This is a genomic window from Mycobacterium sp. NGS51, from assembly GCF_059812525.1.
In genome coordinates this window covers 77,639-96,046 of record NZ_JCALCV010000022.1, presented here as the reverse complement: position 1 = coordinate 96,046, position 18,408 = coordinate 77,639, and the positions used below count along the sequence as shown (strand labels likewise).

19 protein-coding genes are annotated in these 18,408 nt (G+C 65.7%); 11 read left to right on the top strand and 8 right to left on the bottom strand.

Annotation, left to right across the window (positions count from 1 at the left end):
- Nucleotides 1-976: quinone oxidoreductase family protein (locus tag AC5Y5W_RS22165; protein WP_500013869.1), on the bottom strand; the 976-nt coding region annotated here is incomplete at its 3' end.
- 31 nt (nt 977-1,007) lie between these two features.
- Here AC5Y5W_RS22165 and AC5Y5W_RS22160 point away from each other — a divergent pair.
- Complete coding sequence (locus tag AC5Y5W_RS22160) at nt 1,008-1,727, top strand: DcsG N-terminal domain-containing protein (protein WP_500013879.1); 720 nt, start codon at nt 1,008-1,010, stop codon at nt 1,725-1,727.
- On the opposite strand, the gene AC5Y5W_RS22155 is transcribed toward AC5Y5W_RS22160, so the two are convergent.
- The 5 genes from AC5Y5W_RS22155 to AC5Y5W_RS22135 all read right to left on the bottom strand — a co-directional run bounded on the left by AC5Y5W_RS22155 (nt 1,620) and on the right by AC5Y5W_RS22135 (nt 6,217).
- Nucleotides 1,620-2,588 (bottom strand): COX15/CtaA family protein, encoded by a 969-nt coding sequence (locus AC5Y5W_RS22155; RefSeq protein ID WP_500013877.1) that lies wholly within the window; start codon nt 2,586-2,588, stop codon nt 1,620-1,622. The genes AC5Y5W_RS22160 and AC5Y5W_RS22155 overlap by 108 nt on opposite strands.
- Nucleotides 2,589-2,707: 119 nt before the next feature.
- Nucleotides 2,708-3,484: an ABC transporter permease gene (locus AC5Y5W_RS22150; RefSeq protein WP_500013867.1), complete on the bottom strand. Its 777-nt coding sequence runs from the start codon at nt 3,482-3,484 to the stop codon at nt 2,708-2,710.
- A complete protein-coding gene (locus AC5Y5W_RS22145) occupies nt 3,481-4,407 on the bottom strand; it encodes an ABC transporter ATP-binding protein (RefSeq protein WP_499890408.1) in 927 nt (308 codons plus the stop codon). Before AC5Y5W_RS22145 ends, AC5Y5W_RS22150 begins: the two co-directional genes overlap by 4 nt.
- Complete coding sequence (gene mptB / locus AC5Y5W_RS22140; RefSeq protein WP_500013866.1) at nt 4,404-6,116, bottom strand: polyprenol phosphomannose-dependent alpha 1,6 mannosyltransferase MptB; 1,713 nt, start codon at nt 6,114-6,116, stop codon at nt 4,404-4,406. Before mptB ends, AC5Y5W_RS22145 begins: the two co-directional genes overlap by 4 nt.
- Entirely contained in the window at nt 6,092-6,217 is a 126-nt protein-coding gene (locus AC5Y5W_RS22135) for a hypothetical protein (RefSeq protein WP_500013864.1), read from the bottom strand. Before AC5Y5W_RS22135 ends, mptB begins: the two co-directional genes overlap by 25 nt.
- A gap of 8 nt (nt 6,218-6,225) precedes the next feature.
- Here AC5Y5W_RS22135 and AC5Y5W_RS22130 point away from each other — a divergent pair, with 8 nt between their 5' ends.
- From AC5Y5W_RS22130 to zwf, 8 genes are all read left to right on the top strand, one after another.
- On the top strand, nt 6,226-7,002 hold the full coding sequence (locus AC5Y5W_RS22130) for a helix-turn-helix transcriptional regulator (RefSeq protein WP_500013863.1): 777 nt from the start codon (nt 6,226-6,228) through the stop codon (nt 7,000-7,002).
- The gene (sufB, locus tag AC5Y5W_RS22125; protein WP_500013861.1) at nt 6,999-8,453 is read left to right on the top strand and encodes a Fe-S cluster assembly protein SufB; all 1,455 of its coding nucleotides are present in this window, start codon (nt 6,999-7,001) and stop codon (nt 8,451-8,453) included. The genes AC5Y5W_RS22130 and sufB overlap by 4 nt, the downstream gene beginning before the upstream one ends.
- On the top strand, nt 8,450-9,637 hold the full coding sequence (gene sufD, locus AC5Y5W_RS22120; protein WP_500013859.1) for a Fe-S cluster assembly protein SufD: 1,188 nt from the start codon (nt 8,450-8,452) through the stop codon (nt 9,635-9,637). The genes sufB and sufD overlap by 4 nt, the downstream gene beginning before the upstream one ends.
- Nucleotides 9,634-10,407: a Fe-S cluster assembly ATPase SufC gene (gene sufC, locus AC5Y5W_RS22115; protein WP_500013858.1), complete on the top strand. Its 774-nt coding sequence runs from the start codon at nt 9,634-9,636 to the stop codon at nt 10,405-10,407. The genes sufD and sufC overlap by 4 nt, the downstream gene beginning before the upstream one ends.
- A gap of 2 nt (nt 10,408-10,409) precedes the next feature.
- Nucleotides 10,410-11,672 (top strand): cysteine desulfurase, encoded by a 1,263-nt coding sequence (locus AC5Y5W_RS22110; RefSeq protein ID WP_500013857.1) that lies wholly within the window; start codon nt 10,410-10,412, stop codon nt 11,670-11,672.
- Nucleotides 11,669-12,169 carry a Fe-S cluster assembly sulfur transfer protein SufU gene (gene sufU, locus AC5Y5W_RS22105; RefSeq protein WP_500013875.1) on the top strand — a complete coding sequence of 167 codons (501 nt, stop codon included), beginning with the start codon at nt 11,669-11,671 and terminating at the stop codon, nt 12,167-12,169. Before AC5Y5W_RS22110 ends, sufU begins: the two co-directional genes overlap by 4 nt.
- The gene (locus AC5Y5W_RS22100; RefSeq protein WP_500013855.1) at nt 12,166-12,513 is read left to right on the top strand and encodes a metal-sulfur cluster assembly factor; all 348 of its coding nucleotides are present in this window, start codon (nt 12,166-12,168) and stop codon (nt 12,511-12,513) included. Before sufU ends, AC5Y5W_RS22100 begins: the two co-directional genes overlap by 4 nt.
- A gap of 87 nt (nt 12,514-12,600) precedes the next feature.
- The gene (gene zwf, locus AC5Y5W_RS22095; protein ID WP_500013853.1) at nt 12,601-14,070 is read left to right on the top strand and encodes a glucose-6-phosphate dehydrogenase; all 1,470 of its coding nucleotides are present in this window, start codon (nt 12,601-12,603) and stop codon (nt 14,068-14,070) included.
- Here the strand turns inward: zwf and AC5Y5W_RS22090 are convergent.
- Together AC5Y5W_RS22090 and AC5Y5W_RS22085 are read right to left on the bottom strand one after the other, a co-directional pair.
- Entirely contained in the window at nt 14,067-15,899 is a 1,833-nt protein-coding gene (locus AC5Y5W_RS22090) for an acyl-CoA dehydrogenase (protein ID WP_500013873.1), read from the bottom strand. The genes zwf and AC5Y5W_RS22090 overlap by 4 nt on opposite strands.
- 299 nt (nt 15,900-16,198) lie before the next feature.
- On the bottom strand, nt 16,199-17,005 hold the full coding sequence (locus AC5Y5W_RS22085; RefSeq protein WP_500022620.1) for a DUF5666 domain-containing protein: 807 nt from the start codon (nt 17,003-17,005) through the stop codon (nt 16,199-16,201).
- A 104-nt stretch (nt 17,006-17,109) separates the two neighbouring features.
- On the opposite strand from AC5Y5W_RS22085, the gene AC5Y5W_RS22080 reads away from it, so the two are divergent.
- Nucleotides 17,110-17,922 carry an MBL fold metallo-hydrolase gene (locus tag AC5Y5W_RS22080; RefSeq protein WP_500013871.1) on the top strand — a complete coding sequence of 271 codons (813 nt, stop codon included), beginning with the start codon at nt 17,110-17,112 and terminating at the stop codon, nt 17,920-17,922.
- A 113-nt stretch (nt 17,923-18,035) separates the two neighbouring features.
- On the top strand, nt 18,036-18,404 hold the full coding sequence (gene trxA, locus AC5Y5W_RS22075; protein WP_499890431.1) for a thioredoxin: 369 nt from the start codon (nt 18,036-18,038) through the stop codon (nt 18,402-18,404).
- The last annotated feature ends 4 nt before the right edge of the window (nt 18,405-18,408 follow it).

The following is an 18,408-nucleotide window of genomic DNA, read 5'->3' as shown; positions in this document are numbered from 1 at the left end:
AAGGCAGCAGCACGATCGAGCCGACCGTTTTTCGCCCCTGCAGATCGCGGTGCGCTCGAGCGGCATCGGCTAGCGGATAGCGTTCGCTGACGGTCACGTTGATCGAACCCGCGGCAATAGCGTCGAACAATTCGCCGGTGCGCCAAGCGAATTCCTCGCCAGTACGGGTGAAGTGGACTAGTGACGGCCGGGTCAGGTATACCGAGCCGGCGGCGTTGAGTCGCTGCGGGTCAACCGGCGGGACCGGACCGCTGGCCGCGCCGAACAAGGCCAACGTCCCGCGCACCGCAAGACTGGCCAGGCTGGCGTCGAAGGTGCTCGCGCCGACACCGTCGTACACGGCGGCGACACCGGCGCCGTCGGTCAATCCGCGTATCCGCCTAGCGAATTCGTCGACGTCATCGCCGGGGTAGTCCAGCACCTCGGCGGCGCCGGCTTGCCGGGACAGCTCGGCTTTGGCCGGGGTCGACACGGTGGTGATCACCCGGATGCCCAAGCTGGCCGCCCACTGCGTCAGGATTTGGCCCACCCCGCCTGCTCCAGCGTGCACCAATACGGTGTCGTCGGGCTGCGCCGGATAGACCGACTTGAGCAGATAGTGGGCGGTCGTTCCCTTCAGCAGAGCCGAGGCCGCGACGTCAAAATCCACGGCAGACGGCACTTGAGCCACGAATTCAGCTGGTGCCGTGCAGAATTCGGCGTAGCCACCCGACGCGGTTGCGGTCACGACCCGGTCATCGACCCCCACGGCCGTCACACCGTCGCCGACGGCCGCCACGGTCCCGGCCACCTCGGTGCCGAGGATGAACGGTAGCTCCCGCGGGTACTGGCCGGACCGGAAATAAGTGTCGATGAAATTGACGCCGATCGCTTCGGCCTTGATGAGCACTTCGCCGGCCGCGGGAGAGGGCCGGGGCTTGTCGACATAGCGCAGGACTTCCGGCCCACCGGTTTCGGCGACTTCGATTGCATGCATGCCCACTATCATCCGCAAGTGTGACGTGCGCATGAAGTTGGCCCGCCCCGACATTCGTCATCCCCGGATCGTGCTGGCCGCGCCCGGCGACGATGCGGGCCGCGGGGCGGCACGAGGAGGAGCAGGGCATTCAGCCGCGGCCGGTGACGAGGCCGGCCTGGTCGCGGCGCTGCGCAAGCGCGGTTTGCACGCTCGCTGGATGTCGTGGGACGACCCGGACACCATGCACGCCGACCTGGTGATCCTGCGCGCGGCCGCCGACGGCCGACTCGACGAATTTTTGACCTGGAGCAGACGGGTGCCCAACGTGCTCAATGCGCCCGATGTCGTGGCCTGGAACACCAACGAGCAATACCTGCGCGACCTGAAGAACGCCGGGGTACCGACACAGCTGGACGCGGTTGGCGAGACTACGGCGCTGGTTTATCTGGGCGGCACGCAGTCCCACGCGTTTACCCGGCGACGGTCGGTCGACGTCGACTTCGAACTGTGGGACGTCGGGTATGCCGCGCTGAGCGCCGCCGCCCAACACCTGGACATCGCCACCGACGAGTTGCTCTATGCCCGCGCCGATGTCACCGGCGACCCGGGTGATGCGCGGTTGGCACGTCTTGATCTGGTCGGGCCAGCGCTGGGGTGGGGACTACTGGACCACGCTGGGCGTGAGGTCGCCGAGCGCCAGTTCGCCGTGTGCGTCGAGTCCGCCCTTCAGCGGCTGGGCCTGGGCCCGTTCACGCATCGACGCCCATAACGCGGCCGTCGCCGCGGTGCACACCGCCGCGCCGGCGACATGCAGCGTCACGAGTGCGGGCGGCACCCCGGTGAAAAACTGCACGGTGCCGACCACGCCTTGCCCACACACCAGCAGGAGCAGCACACCCAGCCGCAACAGCACCGGCCTGGGCGCACGCACCGCCAGCAGCCCGAAGCCAAGCCCCACCAACAGGGCCAGGTAGGCGACCAGCAGCGATGAATGCATATGCACCAGCGTGGTGACCTCGATCTTCAGCCGCGGCACCGTCCGTAGCGGGCTGGTATCGCCGGCGTGCGGGCCCGCCGCGGTGACCAGCGTGCCGGTCACCAGCACCGCGGCCAACGTGACCGCGCTGAGTGCGGTGAGCCCGCGCAGCGGTGCCACCACCCGGCGGACGACGACACCCTCGTCGGGTTCACCCACCTTGACGTAAAGCAGAACGGCCAGCCACACCATCGTCATCGACGCCAACAGATGGACTGCCACCGTCCACCACAGCAGACCGGTGAGCACGGTGATGCCGCCGATCACCGCCTGCAGCACCGTCGAGGCGGGCATCAACCAGGCGTAGACCAGCACCTCGGTGCGACGGCGGGCCCGGGTGACGGCCAGCACCGCCAATGCGGCGGCGATGACGACGGCGAAAGTCACCATGCGGTTGCCGAATTCGACCGCCTGATGAATCCGGGGCACCTCTGCGACTGCCACCGGGGTGAAACTGCCCGGGAAGCACTGCGGCCAGGTGGGACAACCCAACCCGGATGCGGTGACGCGGACGATCGCGCCGGTGACCGCGATGCCGCCCTGCGTCAGGATCACCGCCGCCGCGATGAGGCGCTGCGCGCCCACGTTGGGCATGGGCAGCAGATCCACCAGCCGCAGCAGCCATCGTCCGACGGGCATGGTCACGACCTCGATCGTAGGCGACGAATAACTACATCACGTAGTAGGGATTGCGAGGCCGCGCGTGACTGCCCTCAGGTGAAGCGAAACCAGCGCAGAGCGGCCAGCCCGCCGATCGCTCCCCACACCGCCAGCACGACGATTCCGAACCAGTCGACCGAGACGCTCATCGCCTGGGACAGCGCCTCGGTCAGCGCGCCGGAGGGCGTGAGCCGGGCGGCCCACTTGACGGCGGTGGGAACCGTTTCCATATCCAGGGTCAACGCGCCCAACCCGGCGAAGACGAACCACAGCAGGTTGGCCACTGCCAGGACGATCTCGGCGCGCAGCGTGCCACCCAGCAACAGGCCCAGCGCGGCGAAACCCGCCGTGCCCAGCGCGATGATGCCGGCACCCAACGCCAGACCCGCGACATGCGGACGCCATCCAAGCCCAAAACCAATGCCGCCCAAGATGATTGACTGCAAGAACACCACCGTCACAACAGCCAGCGATTTGCCGGCGATGATTCCCCAAACCGGCAGCGCGGTGGCACCTAACCGTTTGAGCGCGCCGTAGCGCCGATCGAATGCGACCGCGATCGCCTGGCCGGTGAATGCGGTGGAAATCACCGCCAGCGCCATGATCACCGGCACGAAAGTGGCGGCGCGGTCGTCGCCGAATGACCCCAGCGGCAGTAGCGTGAGCCCCACCAGCAGGGTGATCGGAATGAACATGGTGAGCAGCAGTTGCTCACCGTTGCGCAACAGCAGCTTGAGCTCGAGGCTGAACTGCGCGGCCAGCATTCGCTGCACGGTGTTGGGGTGCGGATTGGGTGTGAAGGTGCCCGCCGGGAATAGCGGCTCACTCATGACCGCAACTCTCGCCCGGTCAGATCCAGAAAAACATCTTCGAGGCTGCGTTGTTCGACCCGCATGCCGGTGGCCAGCACGTCGATTTGCGCGCACCACGCCGTCACGGTGGCCAGCACCTGCGGGTCCACCGGGCCCTCGACCAGGTACTCGCCCGGCAGCACCTCAGTCGCCTGATAGTCCTCGGGCAGCGCCGAGACCAGCAGCGACAGGTCGAGCCGCGGCGGGGCGCTGAATCGCAGCTGGTCTTTGGCGCCGCTGCGCATCAGCTCGGCCGGCGTCCCGGCGGCCACGGTGGCGCCGTGGTCGATGATCACCAGCCGGTCGGCGAGTTCCTCGGCTTCCTTGAGCTGATGGGTGGTCAGCACCACCGTCACGCCATCGCGACGCAGCGCGTCGATCAACTCCCACACCGTCAACCGGGCGTGCGCGTCCATGCCGGCGGTGGGTTCGTCGAGAAACACCAGTTCGGGACGGCCGACCAGCGCGCAGGCCAATGCCAGCCGCTGCTGCTGGCCGCCGGACAGCCGCCGGTAGGTGGTTCGTGCCGCGTCGGTGAGACCCAACGTGCTCAGTAGCCACTGCGGATCCAGCGGGTCGGCGGCATAGGCGGCAACCAAGTCGAGCATTTCGCCCGCGCGCGCGGCCGGGTAGCCGCCGCCGCCCTGCAACATCACGCCGATCCGTTCCCGCAGCCGGGCGTTGTCGGCGATCGGATTCAGGCCGAGCACTTCGATGCTGCCGGCGTCCGGGCGGACAAAACCTTCGCACATCTCGACGGTTGTGGTCTTGCCGGCGCCGTTGGGCCCCAGCAGCGCGAACACCTCAGCGGCGTGCACGTCGAGGTCGAGGTTGGCCACAGCGGTTGTCGACCCGTACTGCTTGCAGACCCCGCGCAACCGCACGCGGACATCCGAGCTCACGGGGATTCAGCGTAAGCGTCAGCTACCGGCGTGGGTTGCCGGGTCTCGGTGGCGCTCACCACATCCGGGGCCACCGCGTCGTGGATCAGCTCGCGGCCGGCGCGTGGCAGCGCCCGCCATGGCAATCGGGTGTACGTCACGGCGATCAGCAGCAGCACGATGATCGTGCTGGCCACAGTGGCGTCGACGATCTGGAACAACGCGAAGCGATCCCCGTTGGCGGTCGGGCCGAAAACGCCGACGACGATCGTGACCGCGATCGCCGCGATCCGGAAGCTGGGGCGGGTGGCCCAGGCGGCCAGCGGGATGATCGCCCACAGCAGATACCACGGCTGCACCACCGGAAACAGCAGCACGGTGATGCCCAGCGCGACGCCGAGTCCGCCGACCGGGTGCAATCGGCCACGAAACACCGCCATCAGCAGCCAGGCCACCATCACCGCGATGATCAGCACACCGATGCCACGGGTCAGCGACAACACGGCGGTGGTGTGATCGCCCAGCCCCAGCAGAATCCCGACTTGTCCGGTACCCAGCGCCAACAGCGTCGGCGGCGACATCCAGCTGCGCACCACATTGGCGGTGCCCAGCGTGTAGATCCAGCCGAAGCCGAGCCGGCTGGCCCAGCCGACCACAGCCATGACCGCCAGTGCCAACCCGGTCATCAGCCCGCCGGCCAGGAAGAGCGCTCGCAGGTTGCCGCCCCAGCGGTAGGCCAGGGCCATCGCCACAAATCCCAGCGCGAGTAGTGACGGCAACTTCACCTGCGAGGACAGCGTGATCAGCACAGCACCGCCGACCAGCATGCCCAGCGGAGCCCAGTCCTGGCGTTGACTTCGGTGCCGGGGCAGGTGGTGGGGCAGCAGCGCCCGCCCCGAGTCGAGGCCACGCAGCGCGAACTCGGTACCGGTCAGCATCAAACCGAGCATCAGCGCCTCGTTGTGGATCCCGGCCACCAGATGCATGATCAGCAGCGGATTAGCCGCGCCCAACCACAACGCGCTGACCTCGGCCACCCCGCAGCGGCGCGCCAGCCGCGGGGTCGCCCACACGATCAGGCCGACACCGATCAACACCACCAGCCGATGACACAGCACGGCGGCGACGATGTTTTCCCCGGTCAACTCGGAAATCCCGCGGCCGACCCACAAGAACAGCGGCCCGTAGGGCGCAGGCGTCTCACGCCACAGGCTGGGCACCGACAGCGTGAACACGTGACCGAGGCCCAGGCCTGGGGCCGGACCGACCCGGTAGGGATCGAGACCTTCTCGGCAGATCTGGCTTTGCGCCAGGTAGGAGTAGACGTCTTTGCTGTACATCGGCGGGGCCACCAGCAGCGGCAACGTCCACAACAGCAGTGTTCGATCCAGTTCGCCGCGCGACATGCGCCGGTCGCCCAGGGCGAACCGGCCCAACATCAGCCAGGCCAGCGCCATCATCACCGCGCCGGTGGTGGTCATCGTCAGCGACACCGTTTGGATGCGCGACGGCAGGTTGAGCAGCCGAACCCCGAACGTTGGGTCCTGGACCACCGGCCGCGCCCCGGCCCCCAGCGCGCCGATCGCCATCAACACGGTGCCGGTCGCGCCGAACAACCGGGTGCGTCGGACCGCGACCAGTTCACTATCGTTGAGCGGCGAGCCCACGGCCTGTTCGTCGCCATGCCAACTGGCAATCGACGAACTCAGCGTGTGCTGGCGGGCTGCCACCAGTGCAGCGTAGCGGCGATCGCCAGCGCGGCGGAGCCGGGCGGAAGCGGGTCGCCGCCATCGGCCCCGGCCGCCGCGTAGGCCACCCCCGCTTTACCCATCGCCGGAATTGCGTCACACTGGTGTTGTGAAAATCCCGTCGGATGCGGTTGCAGCCGCGTCAGCGACACACGACGGCCACACTCGAGGCGCCGTCGTGCGGTTGCTGCTGGAAACTGGGTCGGTCACCGCAGGCCAAATCGGTGATCGGCTGGGTTTGTCCGCGGCTGGTGTCCGGCGCCATCTCGACGCGCTGATTGACGCGGGGGAGGCGGAGTCGGTTCCTGCAGCGGCCTGGCAGCAGGTTGGACGGGGCCGGCCCGCGAAGCGGTACCGGCTGACTGCCGCGGGCCGCGCCAAGTTGGACCACAGCTACGACGACCTGGCGTCGGCGGCGATGCGGCAGTTGCGTGAAATCGGTGGTGAGGACGCCGTGCGCACCTTCGCCCGGCAGCGCATCGATGCGATTCTGTCCGACGTCGACCAAGCCGATTCCGATGCCGAAGCCGATGTCGAGGCGGCCGCCGGACGGATCGCCGGCGCGCTGACCGAGGCCGGGTACGTCGCGACGACTACACGAGTCGACGGCCCGATTCACGGTATGCAGATCTGCCAGCACCACTGCCCGGTGTCGCACGTGGCCGAGGAATTCCCCGAATTGTGCGAAGCCGAACAGCAGGCCATGGCCGAGGTACTCGGGACCCATGTTCAGCGGTTGGCGACCATCGTCAACGGCGACTGCGTCTGTACGACCCATGTTCCGCTCACCACCGACATCAACCAGCCCGCACTTCGGCGCACAGCCCGCTCCGAAGCCACCACGAGCACCGAAGGAGCGTCGTTATGACTCTCACCCCAGAGGCCACCAAGGCCGCTGCCGCCGCGGGGCAGTTGACCCAGGAAGAGGCGATCGCCTCGCTGGGGCGCTATGAATACGGCTGGGCCGACTCCGACACCGCCGGTGCCAGCGCCAAGCGTGGGCTTTCCGAAGCGGTGGTGCGCGACATCTCGGCGAAGAAGAACGAGCCGGAGTGGATGCTGAACAGCCGGCTGCGGGCGCTGCGGACCTTCGTCAAGAAGCCGATGCCGACTTGGGGCTCCGATCTCAGCGGCATCGACTTCGACAACATCAAGTACTTCGTGCGGTCCACCGAGCAGCAGGCCCAGGCGTGGGAGGACTTGCCCGAGGACATCCGCAACACCTACGACCGGCTGGGCATCCCAGAAGCCGAGAAGAATCGTTACGTGGCCGGGGTTGCGGCCCAGTACGAGTCCGAGGTGGTGTACCACAAGATCCGCGAAGACCTTGAAGCACAAGGGGTTATCTTCTTGGACACCGACTCCGGTCTGCGCCAGCACGAGGACATCTTCAAGCAGTACTTCGGCACCGTGATTCCGGCAGGCGACAACAAGTTCTCCGCGCTGAACACCGCGGTGTGGAGTGGCGGGTCGTTCATCTACGTGCCGCCGGGCGTACACGTCGACATCCCGCTGCAGGCCTATTTCCGGATCAACACCGAGAACATGGGCCAGTTCGAACGGACGCTGATCATCGTCGACGAGGGCGCCTACGTGCATTACGTGGAGGGCTGTACCGCACCGGTGTACTCGTCGGCTTCGCTGCACTCGGCGGTGGTGGAGATCGTGGTCAAGCCCGGTGGCCGGTGCCGTTACACCACGATTCAGAACTGGTCGAACAACGTCTACAACTTGGTGACCAAGCGGGCGCGTGCCGAGGCGGGCGCCACGATGGAGTGGGTCGACGGCAACATCGGCTCCAAGGTCACCATGAAGTACCCCGCGGTGTGGATGACCGGCGAGCACGCCAAGGGCGAGGTGCTGTCGGTGGCTTTCGCCGGCGAGGATCAACACCAGGACACCGGCGCCAAGATGCTGCATCTGGCGCCCAACACGTCGAGCAACATCGTGTCCAAATCGGTGGCGCGCGGCGGCGGCCGCTCCTCGTACCGCGGTCTGGTCGAGGTGCACAAGGGCTCGCACGGGTCCCGGGCCAGTGTGAAATGCGATGCGCTGCTGGTCGATGACATCAGCCGCAGCGACACCTACCCGTACGTCGACATCCGCGAGGATGACGTGACGATGGGTCACGAGGCCACGGTGTCCAAGGTCAGCGACAACCAGCTGTTCTACCTGATGAGCCGCGGTCTCGGCGAGGACGAAGCGATGGCGATGGTGGTGCGTGGCTTCGTCGAGCCGATCGCCAAGGAGCTGCCGATGGAGTATGCGCTGGAGCTCAACCGGCTGATCGAGCTGCAAATGGAGGGCGCTGTCGGATGACGGCTGAAAATCTGACAGCGGCTCTGGAAACTCCGGCGCTGAACAAGGGGGAGCAGTTCGCGTCGTTCGACGTGGACGCCTTCGAGGTGCCACGTGGCCGTGACGAAACCTGGCGCTTCACCCCACTGCGGCGATTGCGCGGACTGCACGACGGTTCGGCGGTGGCCAACGGCAGCGCGCAAATCGCCGTCGGCGAGCAGCCCGGCGTGCGAGTCGAGACGGTACGGCGTGGTGACGAGCGGCTGGGCCAGGGCGGCGTGCCCGCTGACCGTGTTGCCGCCCAGGCGTTTTCGTCGTTCAACGCTGCGACGTTGGTCACGGTAGGCCGTGACACTCAGGTCGCCGACCCGGTGGAGATCGCGGTCACCGGTCCCGGCGAGGGAGCGGTGGCCTACGGGCATCTGCAGATCCGGGTCGAGGAGCTCGGTGAAGCGGTCGTGGTCATCGACAACCGCGGTAGCGGAACCTACGCCGACAACGTCGAATTCGTCATCGACGACGCCGCCCGACTGACGGTGGTGTGGATCGCCGACTGGGCCGACGACACCGTCCATCTCAGCGCACACCACGCCCGGCTCGGCAAGGACGCGGTATTGCGCCATGTCGCGGTCACCCTGGGTGGTGAGGTCGTGCGGATGTCGGGCGGGGTCCGGTTCGCCGCCCCCGGTGGAGATGCCAGCCTGCTCGGCCTGTACTTCGCCGACGACGGCCAGCACCTCGAATCACGGCTGCTGATCGACCATGCCCAACCCGATTGCAAATCGGACGTGCTGTACAAGGGTGCGCTGCAAGGAGATCCGGACTCAGGCCGCCCCGATGCCCACACCGTCTGGGTGGGTGACGTACTGATCCGCGCCGAGGCCACCGGCACCGACACCTTCGAGGTGAACCGTAACCTGGTGCTCACCGACGGCGCGCGGGCCGACTCGGTGCCTAATCTCGAGATCGAGACCGGGGAGATCGTCGGCGCCGGACACGCCAGCGCCACCGGACGATTCGACGACGAGCAACTGTTTTATCTACGTGCCCGCGGCATCCCCGAAGAGCAAGCCCGCCGGTTGGTGGTGCGTGGCTTCTTCGGGGAGATCATCGCGAAGATCGCGGTGCCCGAGGTACGCGAGCGCCTGACCACAGCCATCGAACACGAACTGGCCATCACAGAATCGAGAGCAACAGCTTCATGACCACTCTGGAAGTCAAAGACCTGCACGTCAGTGTCGAAAACCCGGCGGACGGCGACGAAATCGCCATTCTCAAGGGCGTCAATCTGACGGTGCGCTCCGGTGAGACCCACGCTGTGATGGGCCCCAACGGATCCGGTAAGTCCACCTTGTCGTATGCGATCGCAGGGCATCCGAAATACAAAGTGACTTCCGGTTCGATCACGCTCGACGGCCAGGACGTGCTCGAGATGAGCGTCGACGAACGCGCCCGAGCCGGACTGTTTTTGGCCATGCAGTACCCCGTCGAGGTACCCGGCGTGTCGACGTCGAACTTCCTGCGCAGCGCGGCCACCGCCGTACGCGGCGAGGCGCCGAAACTGCGGCACTGGATCAAAGAGGTCAAGGCCGCGATGGACAGCCTCGACATTGAGCCGGCGTTCGCCGAGCGCAGCGTCAACGAGGGCTTCTCCGGCGGTGAGAAGAAGCGGCACGAGATCCTGCAACTGGGGCTGCTGAAGCCCAAGATCGCGATCCTCGACGAAACCGACTCCGGGCTGGACGTCGACGCGCTGCGCGTGGTCAGCGAGGGCGTCAACCGCTACGCGGAATCCGAGCACGGCGGCATCCTGCTGATCACCCACTACACCCGCATCTTGCGCTACATCCAGCCGCAATTCGTGCACGTCTTCATCGGCGGTCGAATCATCGAGTCCGGTGGTCCGGAGCTGGCCGACGAACTTGAAGAGAACGGTTACGAGCGATTCACCCAAGCGGCGGCCACGGGGGTCTAACCATGGCTACCGCTTTAGGTCGGACGCCCCTGCTCGACCTTGCCGCGATCCGGGCTGACTTTCCGATCCTCAAGCGGGTGATGCGCGGCGGAAAACAGTTGGCCTACTTGGATTCCGGTGCCACCTCGCAGCGGCCAATCCAGGTGCTGGACGCCGAGCGCGACTTCCTCACCACCTCCAACGGTGCGGTACACCGCGGCGCCCACCAGCTGATGGAGGAGGCCACCGACGCCTACGAGCAAGGCCGCGCCGACATCGCGCAGTTGATCGGCGCCGACACCGGTGAGTTGGTGTTCACCAAAAACGCCACCGAGGCGCTCAACCTGGCCTCCTATGTGTTGGGCGACAGCCGTTTTGAGCATGCTGTTGGCCCGGGCGACGTCATCGTCACCACCGAGCTCGAGCACCACGCCAACCTGGTGCCGTGGCAGGAGCTCGCCGCGCGCACGGGCGCCACCCTGCGTTGGTACGGCGTCACCGACGACGGCCGTATCGACCTGGAGTCCTTGCAACTCGACGAGCGTGTCAAAGTCGTGGCGTTCAGCCACCATTCGAACGTCACCGGAGCCCTGGCACCGGTGGCCGAACTGGTAGCCAAAGCCCGCGACGTGGGCGCCCTGACCGTGCTGGACGCCTGCCAGTCGGTACCGCACCAGCCGGTCGACTTGCACGTGCTCAACGTCGACTTCGCAGCGTTCTCCGGGCATAAAATGCTGGGGCCCAACGGAATCGGTGTGCTTTACGGTCGCCGCGAGCTTCTCGACGCGATGCCGCCGTTTCTCACCGGCGGCTCGATGATCGAAGCGGTCACCATGGCGGCCAGCAGCTACGCACCGGTGCCGCAGCGTTTCGAGGCCGGCACCCCGATGACCTCCCAGGTCGTCGGATTGGGTGCGGCGGCACGCTACCTGCAAGCCATCGGCATGGACGCCGTCGAGAACCATGAACGCACACTAACCGCCGCCGCGCTCGAGGGTCTGTCGGGTATCGACGGCGTGCGGATCGTCGGGCCCACGTCGATGGAAAACCGCGGATCGCCGGTGTCGTTCGTCGTTGACGGCGTGCACGCGCACGACGTCGGTCAGGTGCTCGACGATGAGGGCGTCGCGGTACGGGTTGGGCATCACTGCGCGATGCCGCTGCATCGCAGATTCGGTATCGCGGCCACCGCGCGGGCATCGTTTGCCGTCTACAACACGCTCGACGAGGTCGAGCGCCTGGTGGCCGGTGTGCGGCGTGCCCAGGACTTCTTCGGGGGGCCCTGAGCGTGCGACTGGAGCAGATCTATCAGGACGTGATCCTCGATCACTACAAGCACCCGCGACACCGTGGCTTGCGAGAGCCGTACGGCGCCCAGGTGTACCACGTCAACCCGGTTTGCGGCGACGAGCTGACCCTGCGGGTGGCGTTGTCCGAGGATGGTGAGCACGTTGCCGACGTGTCCTACGACGGGCAGGGCTGTTCGATCAGCCAGGCGGCGACGTCGGTACTCACCGAGCAGCTGATCGGTCAGAGCGTCGGAGAGGCGCTGAAGACTGTCGCGGCGTTCACCGAGATGGTGTCGTCGCGCGGCACCGTCGAAGGGGACGAAGACGTCATCGGCGATGGCGTCGCGTTCGCCGGTGTGGCGAAGTATCCGGCGCGGGTGAAATGCGCGCTGCTGGGATGGATGGCATTCAAAGACGCGCTGGCGCGGGCCATCGCGGAAACGTCGGCACTGGCCGAGGCCAGTACATCGCACTCAACCGGAGGTAGAAAATGAGCGAAACCACTACACCGCATGACGCGGTGCTCGCCGATGTCGACGAGGCGATGCACGACGTCATCGACCCCGAACTCGGCATCAACGTCATGGACCTGGGCCTGGTATACGGCTTGGAGGTCGAGAACGGTGATGAAGGCCCGGTGGCGTTGATCGACATGACCTTGACCTCACCGGCATGCCCGTTGCAAGACGTCATCGAGGACCAGTCGCGTGCCGCGCTCATCGGTGCCGGGCTGGTCAGTGAGCTGAAGATCAACTGGGTGTGGAACCCGCCGTGGGGCCCGGACAAGATCACCGACGACGGCCGCGAGCAACTGCGCGCGCTCGGCTTCACCGTTTGACGCGCGAGCCTGAGCAGCCGCGACGGTGAGGCACTGACCTGCGCAATTCGGTTTCGTCGCGACCGGCTCTGGCTACCTACCATGGTTATGACTGATTCCGCGAAGTCCCGGGGAGCCGACCGAGCGGGCAGAAGCACGGAGCCGCACGTCGTCGTTATTTTCGGCGCCACAGGTGATTTAGCGCGCCGCAAGTTACTGCCGGGCATGTTTCATCTTTCCTGCTCCAACCTCGCTCCCGAAATCCGAATCGTCGGCACGTCGCTGGACGACCTCGATACCGACGCGTTTCGCGAGTTGGCACATAAGGCCTGCCACGAGTTCTCCAGCCACGAGGTCTCCGATGAATTACTCGATCGGTTCAAGACAAACTTGACCTACCTCCCGCAGAGCGCCGGCGCAGAAGCATTGGGCACAGCGGTGCGCGAGCAGATCAAGGAGCTCGGCGGTGATGCCCGGCTGCTGCACTATCTGAGCGTGCCGCCATCGGCGGCGATGGCCGTCCTGGAGACGCTGCACGAGGCGGACTTGGTGCAGCACTCCCGAGTGGTCATGGAGAAGCCGTTCGGCACCGATCTGCAGAGTGCGCGGGAACTCAACGAGTCGATCCATCAGCGATTCGAAGAAGAACGGATCTTCCGGATCGACCACTTTCTCGGCAAAGAGCCCGCACAGAACATTCTGGCCTTCCGGTTCGCGAACGGCTTATTCGAGCCGATTTGGAACCGAAATTTCATCGACCACATCCAGATCGATGTGCCCGAGAAGCTCACGTTGGAGGGGCGGGCACAGTTCTACGAGTCGGTGGGGGCCTTCCGGGACATGGTGGTCACGCATTTGTTCCAGATCCTCGCGTTCGTGGCGATGGAACCGCCGACCGAGCTGGCTCCGCATGCGATCACCGACGAGAAGAACAAGGTGTTCCGCTCGATGCGCCCGCTCGATCCAACCCATGTCGTGCGCGGACAGTACAAGGGCTACCTCGACGAGCCCGGGGTGTCAGCGGGATCGGATACCGATACGTTCGTCGCGCTCAAGTGCGAAATCGACAACTGGCGGTGGGCGGGTGTCCCGTTTTATCTCCGCACCGGCAAGGGTCTCGCGGAGGGCCAGCGCATCATCTCGATCGCATTCAACGAGCCGCCGAAGAGCATGTTCCCGCCCGGATCCGGTGTGGGGCAACATGGTCCGGATCACCTGACGTTTGACCTCGCCGATGTGGGCAAGATGTCGCTGTCGTTCTACGGCAAGCGGCCCGGGCCGGGCATGAAGCTGGACAAACTCAGCCTGCAGTTCACGGTGGAAGAGACCGGTCATGCCGGCGAGGTCCTCGAGGCCTACGAACGGCTCCTTCTTGACGCGATGCGTGGTGACCGCACGTTGTACACGACGGCCGAAGGCATCGAACGACTGTGGGAGATCTCGGCACCGTTGTTGGATGATCCGCCGCCGGTGCGCAGCTATGACCTTGACTCGTGGGGGCCGAACGCCATCCATCAGTTGATTGCCCCGAGGGCCTGGCGACTACCGTTCGAACGTGTTTGGCGAGGCAAGAGTTAGAACGCGGCCTCGGGGAGCCGCATGATGCCGTCGTCGAGGGATTCGACGATGCCGCGCAGCGCGGTCAGGTTCGGAAGTATGTTTTTGGCGAAGAACGACGCGGCCGCGATCTTGCCTTGGTAAAACGCGTCGTCGTTTTTCGTCGCGGCGTCGGCGATCGCCGCCGTGGCGACATCAGCCTGCACCAGCAGCCGCCAGCCGATGAGCAGATCACCGACGGCGAGCAGGAATCGCACCGAGGCAAGCCCTACCTTGTAGACCTCCGACACGTGCTCAACGGCCGCCATAAAGTATTGGCTCAGCGTGGTCGTCATCGCTTGGACGTCGTCGACGGCGACGCCCAGCAGGAGGGCGGGCTTCCGTAATGTCTCATCGCAGGTGTCGATGGTGTGGCGGATCTGAGACGCCACATGGTCCAACGCCGCCCCGCCGTCGCGGATGACTTTGCGGAAAAAGAAGTCCAGCGCCTGGATGGCGGTGGTGCCCTCGTAGAGGGAATCGATCTTGGCGTCGCGGATGTACTGCTCGATGGGGTAATCGGCCACGTAACCCGACCCGCCCAATGTCTGTAGCGACTCGGTGAGCGTTTCGTAGGCCCGTTCCGAGCCCGCTCCTTTGACGACGGGCAATAGTAAATCGGCGACCCGGGCCGTCATATCCGGGTCTGTGTCCGAGATCTGTTGCACGACAGCGTGTTCCTGGTGGGCAGCGGCATACATATAAAGTGCGCGCAGACCTTCGGCATAGGCCTTTTGGGTCATCAAGCTGCGGCGCACATCGGGGTGGTGCGTGATCGTCACCCGCGCCGCGGCTTTGTCGGTCATCAGAGTCAGATCCGGACCCTGCACCCGCTCCTTGGCAAAGGCCAGTGCGTTGAGGTACCCGGTGGACAGGGTGCCTGCAGCCTTGACCCCGATTGTCATGCGGGCGTGGGTGATAACGGTGAACATCTGCGCGATCCCGTTGTGCACGTCGCCGACCAGGTAGCCAACCGCGGGCAATCCATGGCCGCCGAATGTCAACTCGCAGGTGGGGGAGGACTTCAAACCCATCTTGTGTTCCAGCCCGGTAGCGAAAACACCGTTGCGCGAGCCCAGTTCGAAAGTGTCCGGATCGAACAGGTACTTGGGTACGTAGAACAGGCTCAACCCTTTGGTGCCGGGCCCGGCGCCCTCGGGGCGGGCGAGCACGAGATGGAAAATGTTCTCGGCGGTATCGCCGACGTCGCCTCCGGAGATGAACCGCTTGACGCCCTCGATGTGCCAGCTGCCGTCCGGTTGCGCAATGGCCTTGGTGCGGCCTGCCCCGACATCGGAACCGGCGTCTGCCTCGGTCAGCACCATGGTGGCCGACCAGCCTCGCTGCAGGCCCGCGGCCGCCCACCGCTTCTGCTCATCGGTGCCCTCGATGTACAGCGCATTGGCCATCGCCGGGCCGAGGTTGTAAAAGAAGCCTGCGGACGGATTTGCGGAGAGCAGCATCTCGGTGACCGCCCAGGTCAGAGGCGCCGGCGCGGGAACGCCGCCGATCCCTTCGGCAAGTCCGATCCGCCACCACTCGGCGTCTTTGACCGCCTGCACGGACTTGGCGAACTCGGCCGGGACACTGATCGTGTGGCGTTGCGGGTCGAAGACTGGTGGATTGCGGTCGCCGTCGGCGAAGGAGTCCGCGACCGGGCCCTCCGCCAAGCGAGCAACCTCGTCGAGCATCGAACAGACCGTGTCAATGTCGAGATCGCGGTAGCGGCCGGTGCCCAGGACGCCGCCGATGCTCAATACTTCGAACAGATTGAACTTGATATCGCGGACATTGGCGATGTAGTGCCCCACCGGTTTGCCCCCTTCTCTGCCGAACTGCAACGCAGTGTCCCCGAGGCCGGAAAGGGTACGCAAGCGTAACCTACGCTGACGCAACCGTAACCTACGGTGACGCAACCGTAGGGTCCGAGGTCAATGGTGACGGTGATGGCCGTCATGCCTGCGCAATAGTGAGTACCACTGTGTGCCAAGTAATTCTGGGCGCTGCGAAGTGGTCATGTCTCGGCGTCGAGGGTGACTACGGTGACGATATCGGCCACTTCGATATGGCGAGAAGACACTTCATGGCCGACAGAGATGACGCATCGGCGCTACGGGATGTGGGGGAGGTGGGGAAGATCGGGAACGTGGGGGATGGGTGGGATTGGCGGGATGGGGATGTGGGGGATGTAGAAGTGATGGTGCGGGCGGCCCAGCGGCGGGCACGGTTCAAGGTCGATTGTCGTCGCATGCAGCACGTCGTCGCTCTTCGTTCCCTGAGCTGCCAAGCACTTGCCCTGTTGGATCGCTTGACTGTTGGTAACCGCGTGCTTGGTGTAAGTGGTCGTGTTGGTGACGGTCACATTGGTATCCGTGGTCTTGCCGGTGGGATCGGCGCTTTTGACGGCGACGGTGTTACCCGTGACGGAGGAGACCATGCCGTCAACGCCTGGAGCCTTCCCCGGCTCGGCCGCAGGCGGGCACTTGCCGTCCACGGGCGGATCGATCGTCACGGACTGCGCGGTGACCGCACCACCGGCAGGTGAGTTCCCCGCAGCAGGCTCCACGTCGATGCAGCTGCCGGATTTGACGTCGGACAGCTGAGCCGGGGTGAGCTCGGTGACCATTGTCTGCGGTGTGAAGTCCACCGTGGCCGCCGACCTATTCCGCTGGGTGAGATGGATCGTGTTGCCCGAAACCGAATCGACCAGCCCTTCGACCTCGTCTTTGGGCACCGGGGGTGCCGGCGGCGGCTTTGGCGGCGCAGGCGCGGAGCTCGTCGGGCTTGCGGACGCGCTCGGCTTTCCGGTGTTCTCATTGCTCGCTGTGCTGCACCCGGCGACCGACAATGCGGTGGCTCCGGCGACCGCGATGATCGCAAGCCGAGCCAGCGGAAGCTTAAGCGAGGTGGCGAACATCGATGTTCTCCGATCGTGGGCGTCGCCTGCGTGAGCGGGTACCCCCTCCGGTAGAGATTTCACCATGGGCGATGGAGTATTGGCGCGGAATTTGGGGCGGTGAGATGTTCTGGGTGTGCAAGACCTGTGGCGTCGAGCACGCGACCGCATCGGCGGTGTGCACGATCTGCGCCGACGAACGGCAATGGGTGCCGAGCGACGGTCAACAGTGGGCGACGCTCGAGCAACTCGCAGAAGAGGGAACGCGGTCGCAGGTCATCGACATCGAAAACGGACTCCTCGGAATCGGAAGTTCGCCGCCGCTGGGTATCGGGCAACTGGGAAAGCTGGTGTGCACCAACGCCGGCAATGTGTTGTGGGATCCCTCCGGCTTTGTCGACGACGCCGCCGTCGCCGCGATAACCGAGCGTGGGCCGGTCATTGGGATCGCGAGCAGTCATCCGCATATGTTCGGCGCGCAGGTGGAGTGGAGTCGTCGGCTCGGCGGTGTCCCGGTGTACGTCAATGCTGCCGACGCCGAATGGGTGATGCGCCCCGACCCGGTGATCGAACACTGGTCGGACAGTCTGACGCTGACCCCGTCACTCACGGTGGTCCGGGTCGGCGGGCATTTCCCCGGCAGTGCGGTGGCTTGCTGGAGCGACGGTGCCGACGGACGCGGCGTGCTGCTGGTCGGGGACACCATCTTTCCCAACCCGGATCGGCGCACGGTCGGGTTCCTGCGCAGCTACCCGAATCGGCTGCCGTTGTCGGCAGCGGTGGTGCAGCGGATGGCCGACACGCTGTCGGGTCTGCGGTTCGACCGCATCTATGGCTTGTTCACCAATGCGATCGACACTGACGGACAGGCCGCCGTCCAGCGATCGGCGGCGCGCCACGCAGCCTGGGTCCGCGGCGACTACGACCACCTCACCTAACGCTGGCGAGACGCAAAAGCCCCTTTTCGCCCGCCCCGGCGTGTCTGGGCCTTTTACGTCTGCTCGCCGATCACGGCGGGAACATCGGCGCAGCTCGTGACGTTGCGTAGGGGGTGACTACCCAAGACCTCACCGCCGAACAGTTCAATGACACCATCAACGGCAACGACATCGTGCTCGTCGACTTCTGGGCTTCCTGGTGCGGACCGTGCCGTGCGTTTGCGCCGACCTTTGCCGCATCGTCGGAGAAACATCCCGACGTCGTGCACGCCAAAGTCGACACCGAAGCCGAACAGCAGCTGGCCGCGGCCGCCGATATCCGCTCCATCCCGACGCTGATGGCCTTCAAGAAGGGCAAGCTGGTGTTCAACCAGGCTGGCGCGCTGCCTCCGCCGGCGTTAGAAGAGCTGGTGCAAAAGGTCAAAGACTTCGACATCGACGCCGCGATCGCAGCCCAAGAGTCCGAGCCCGACCAGGCGTAGCGAC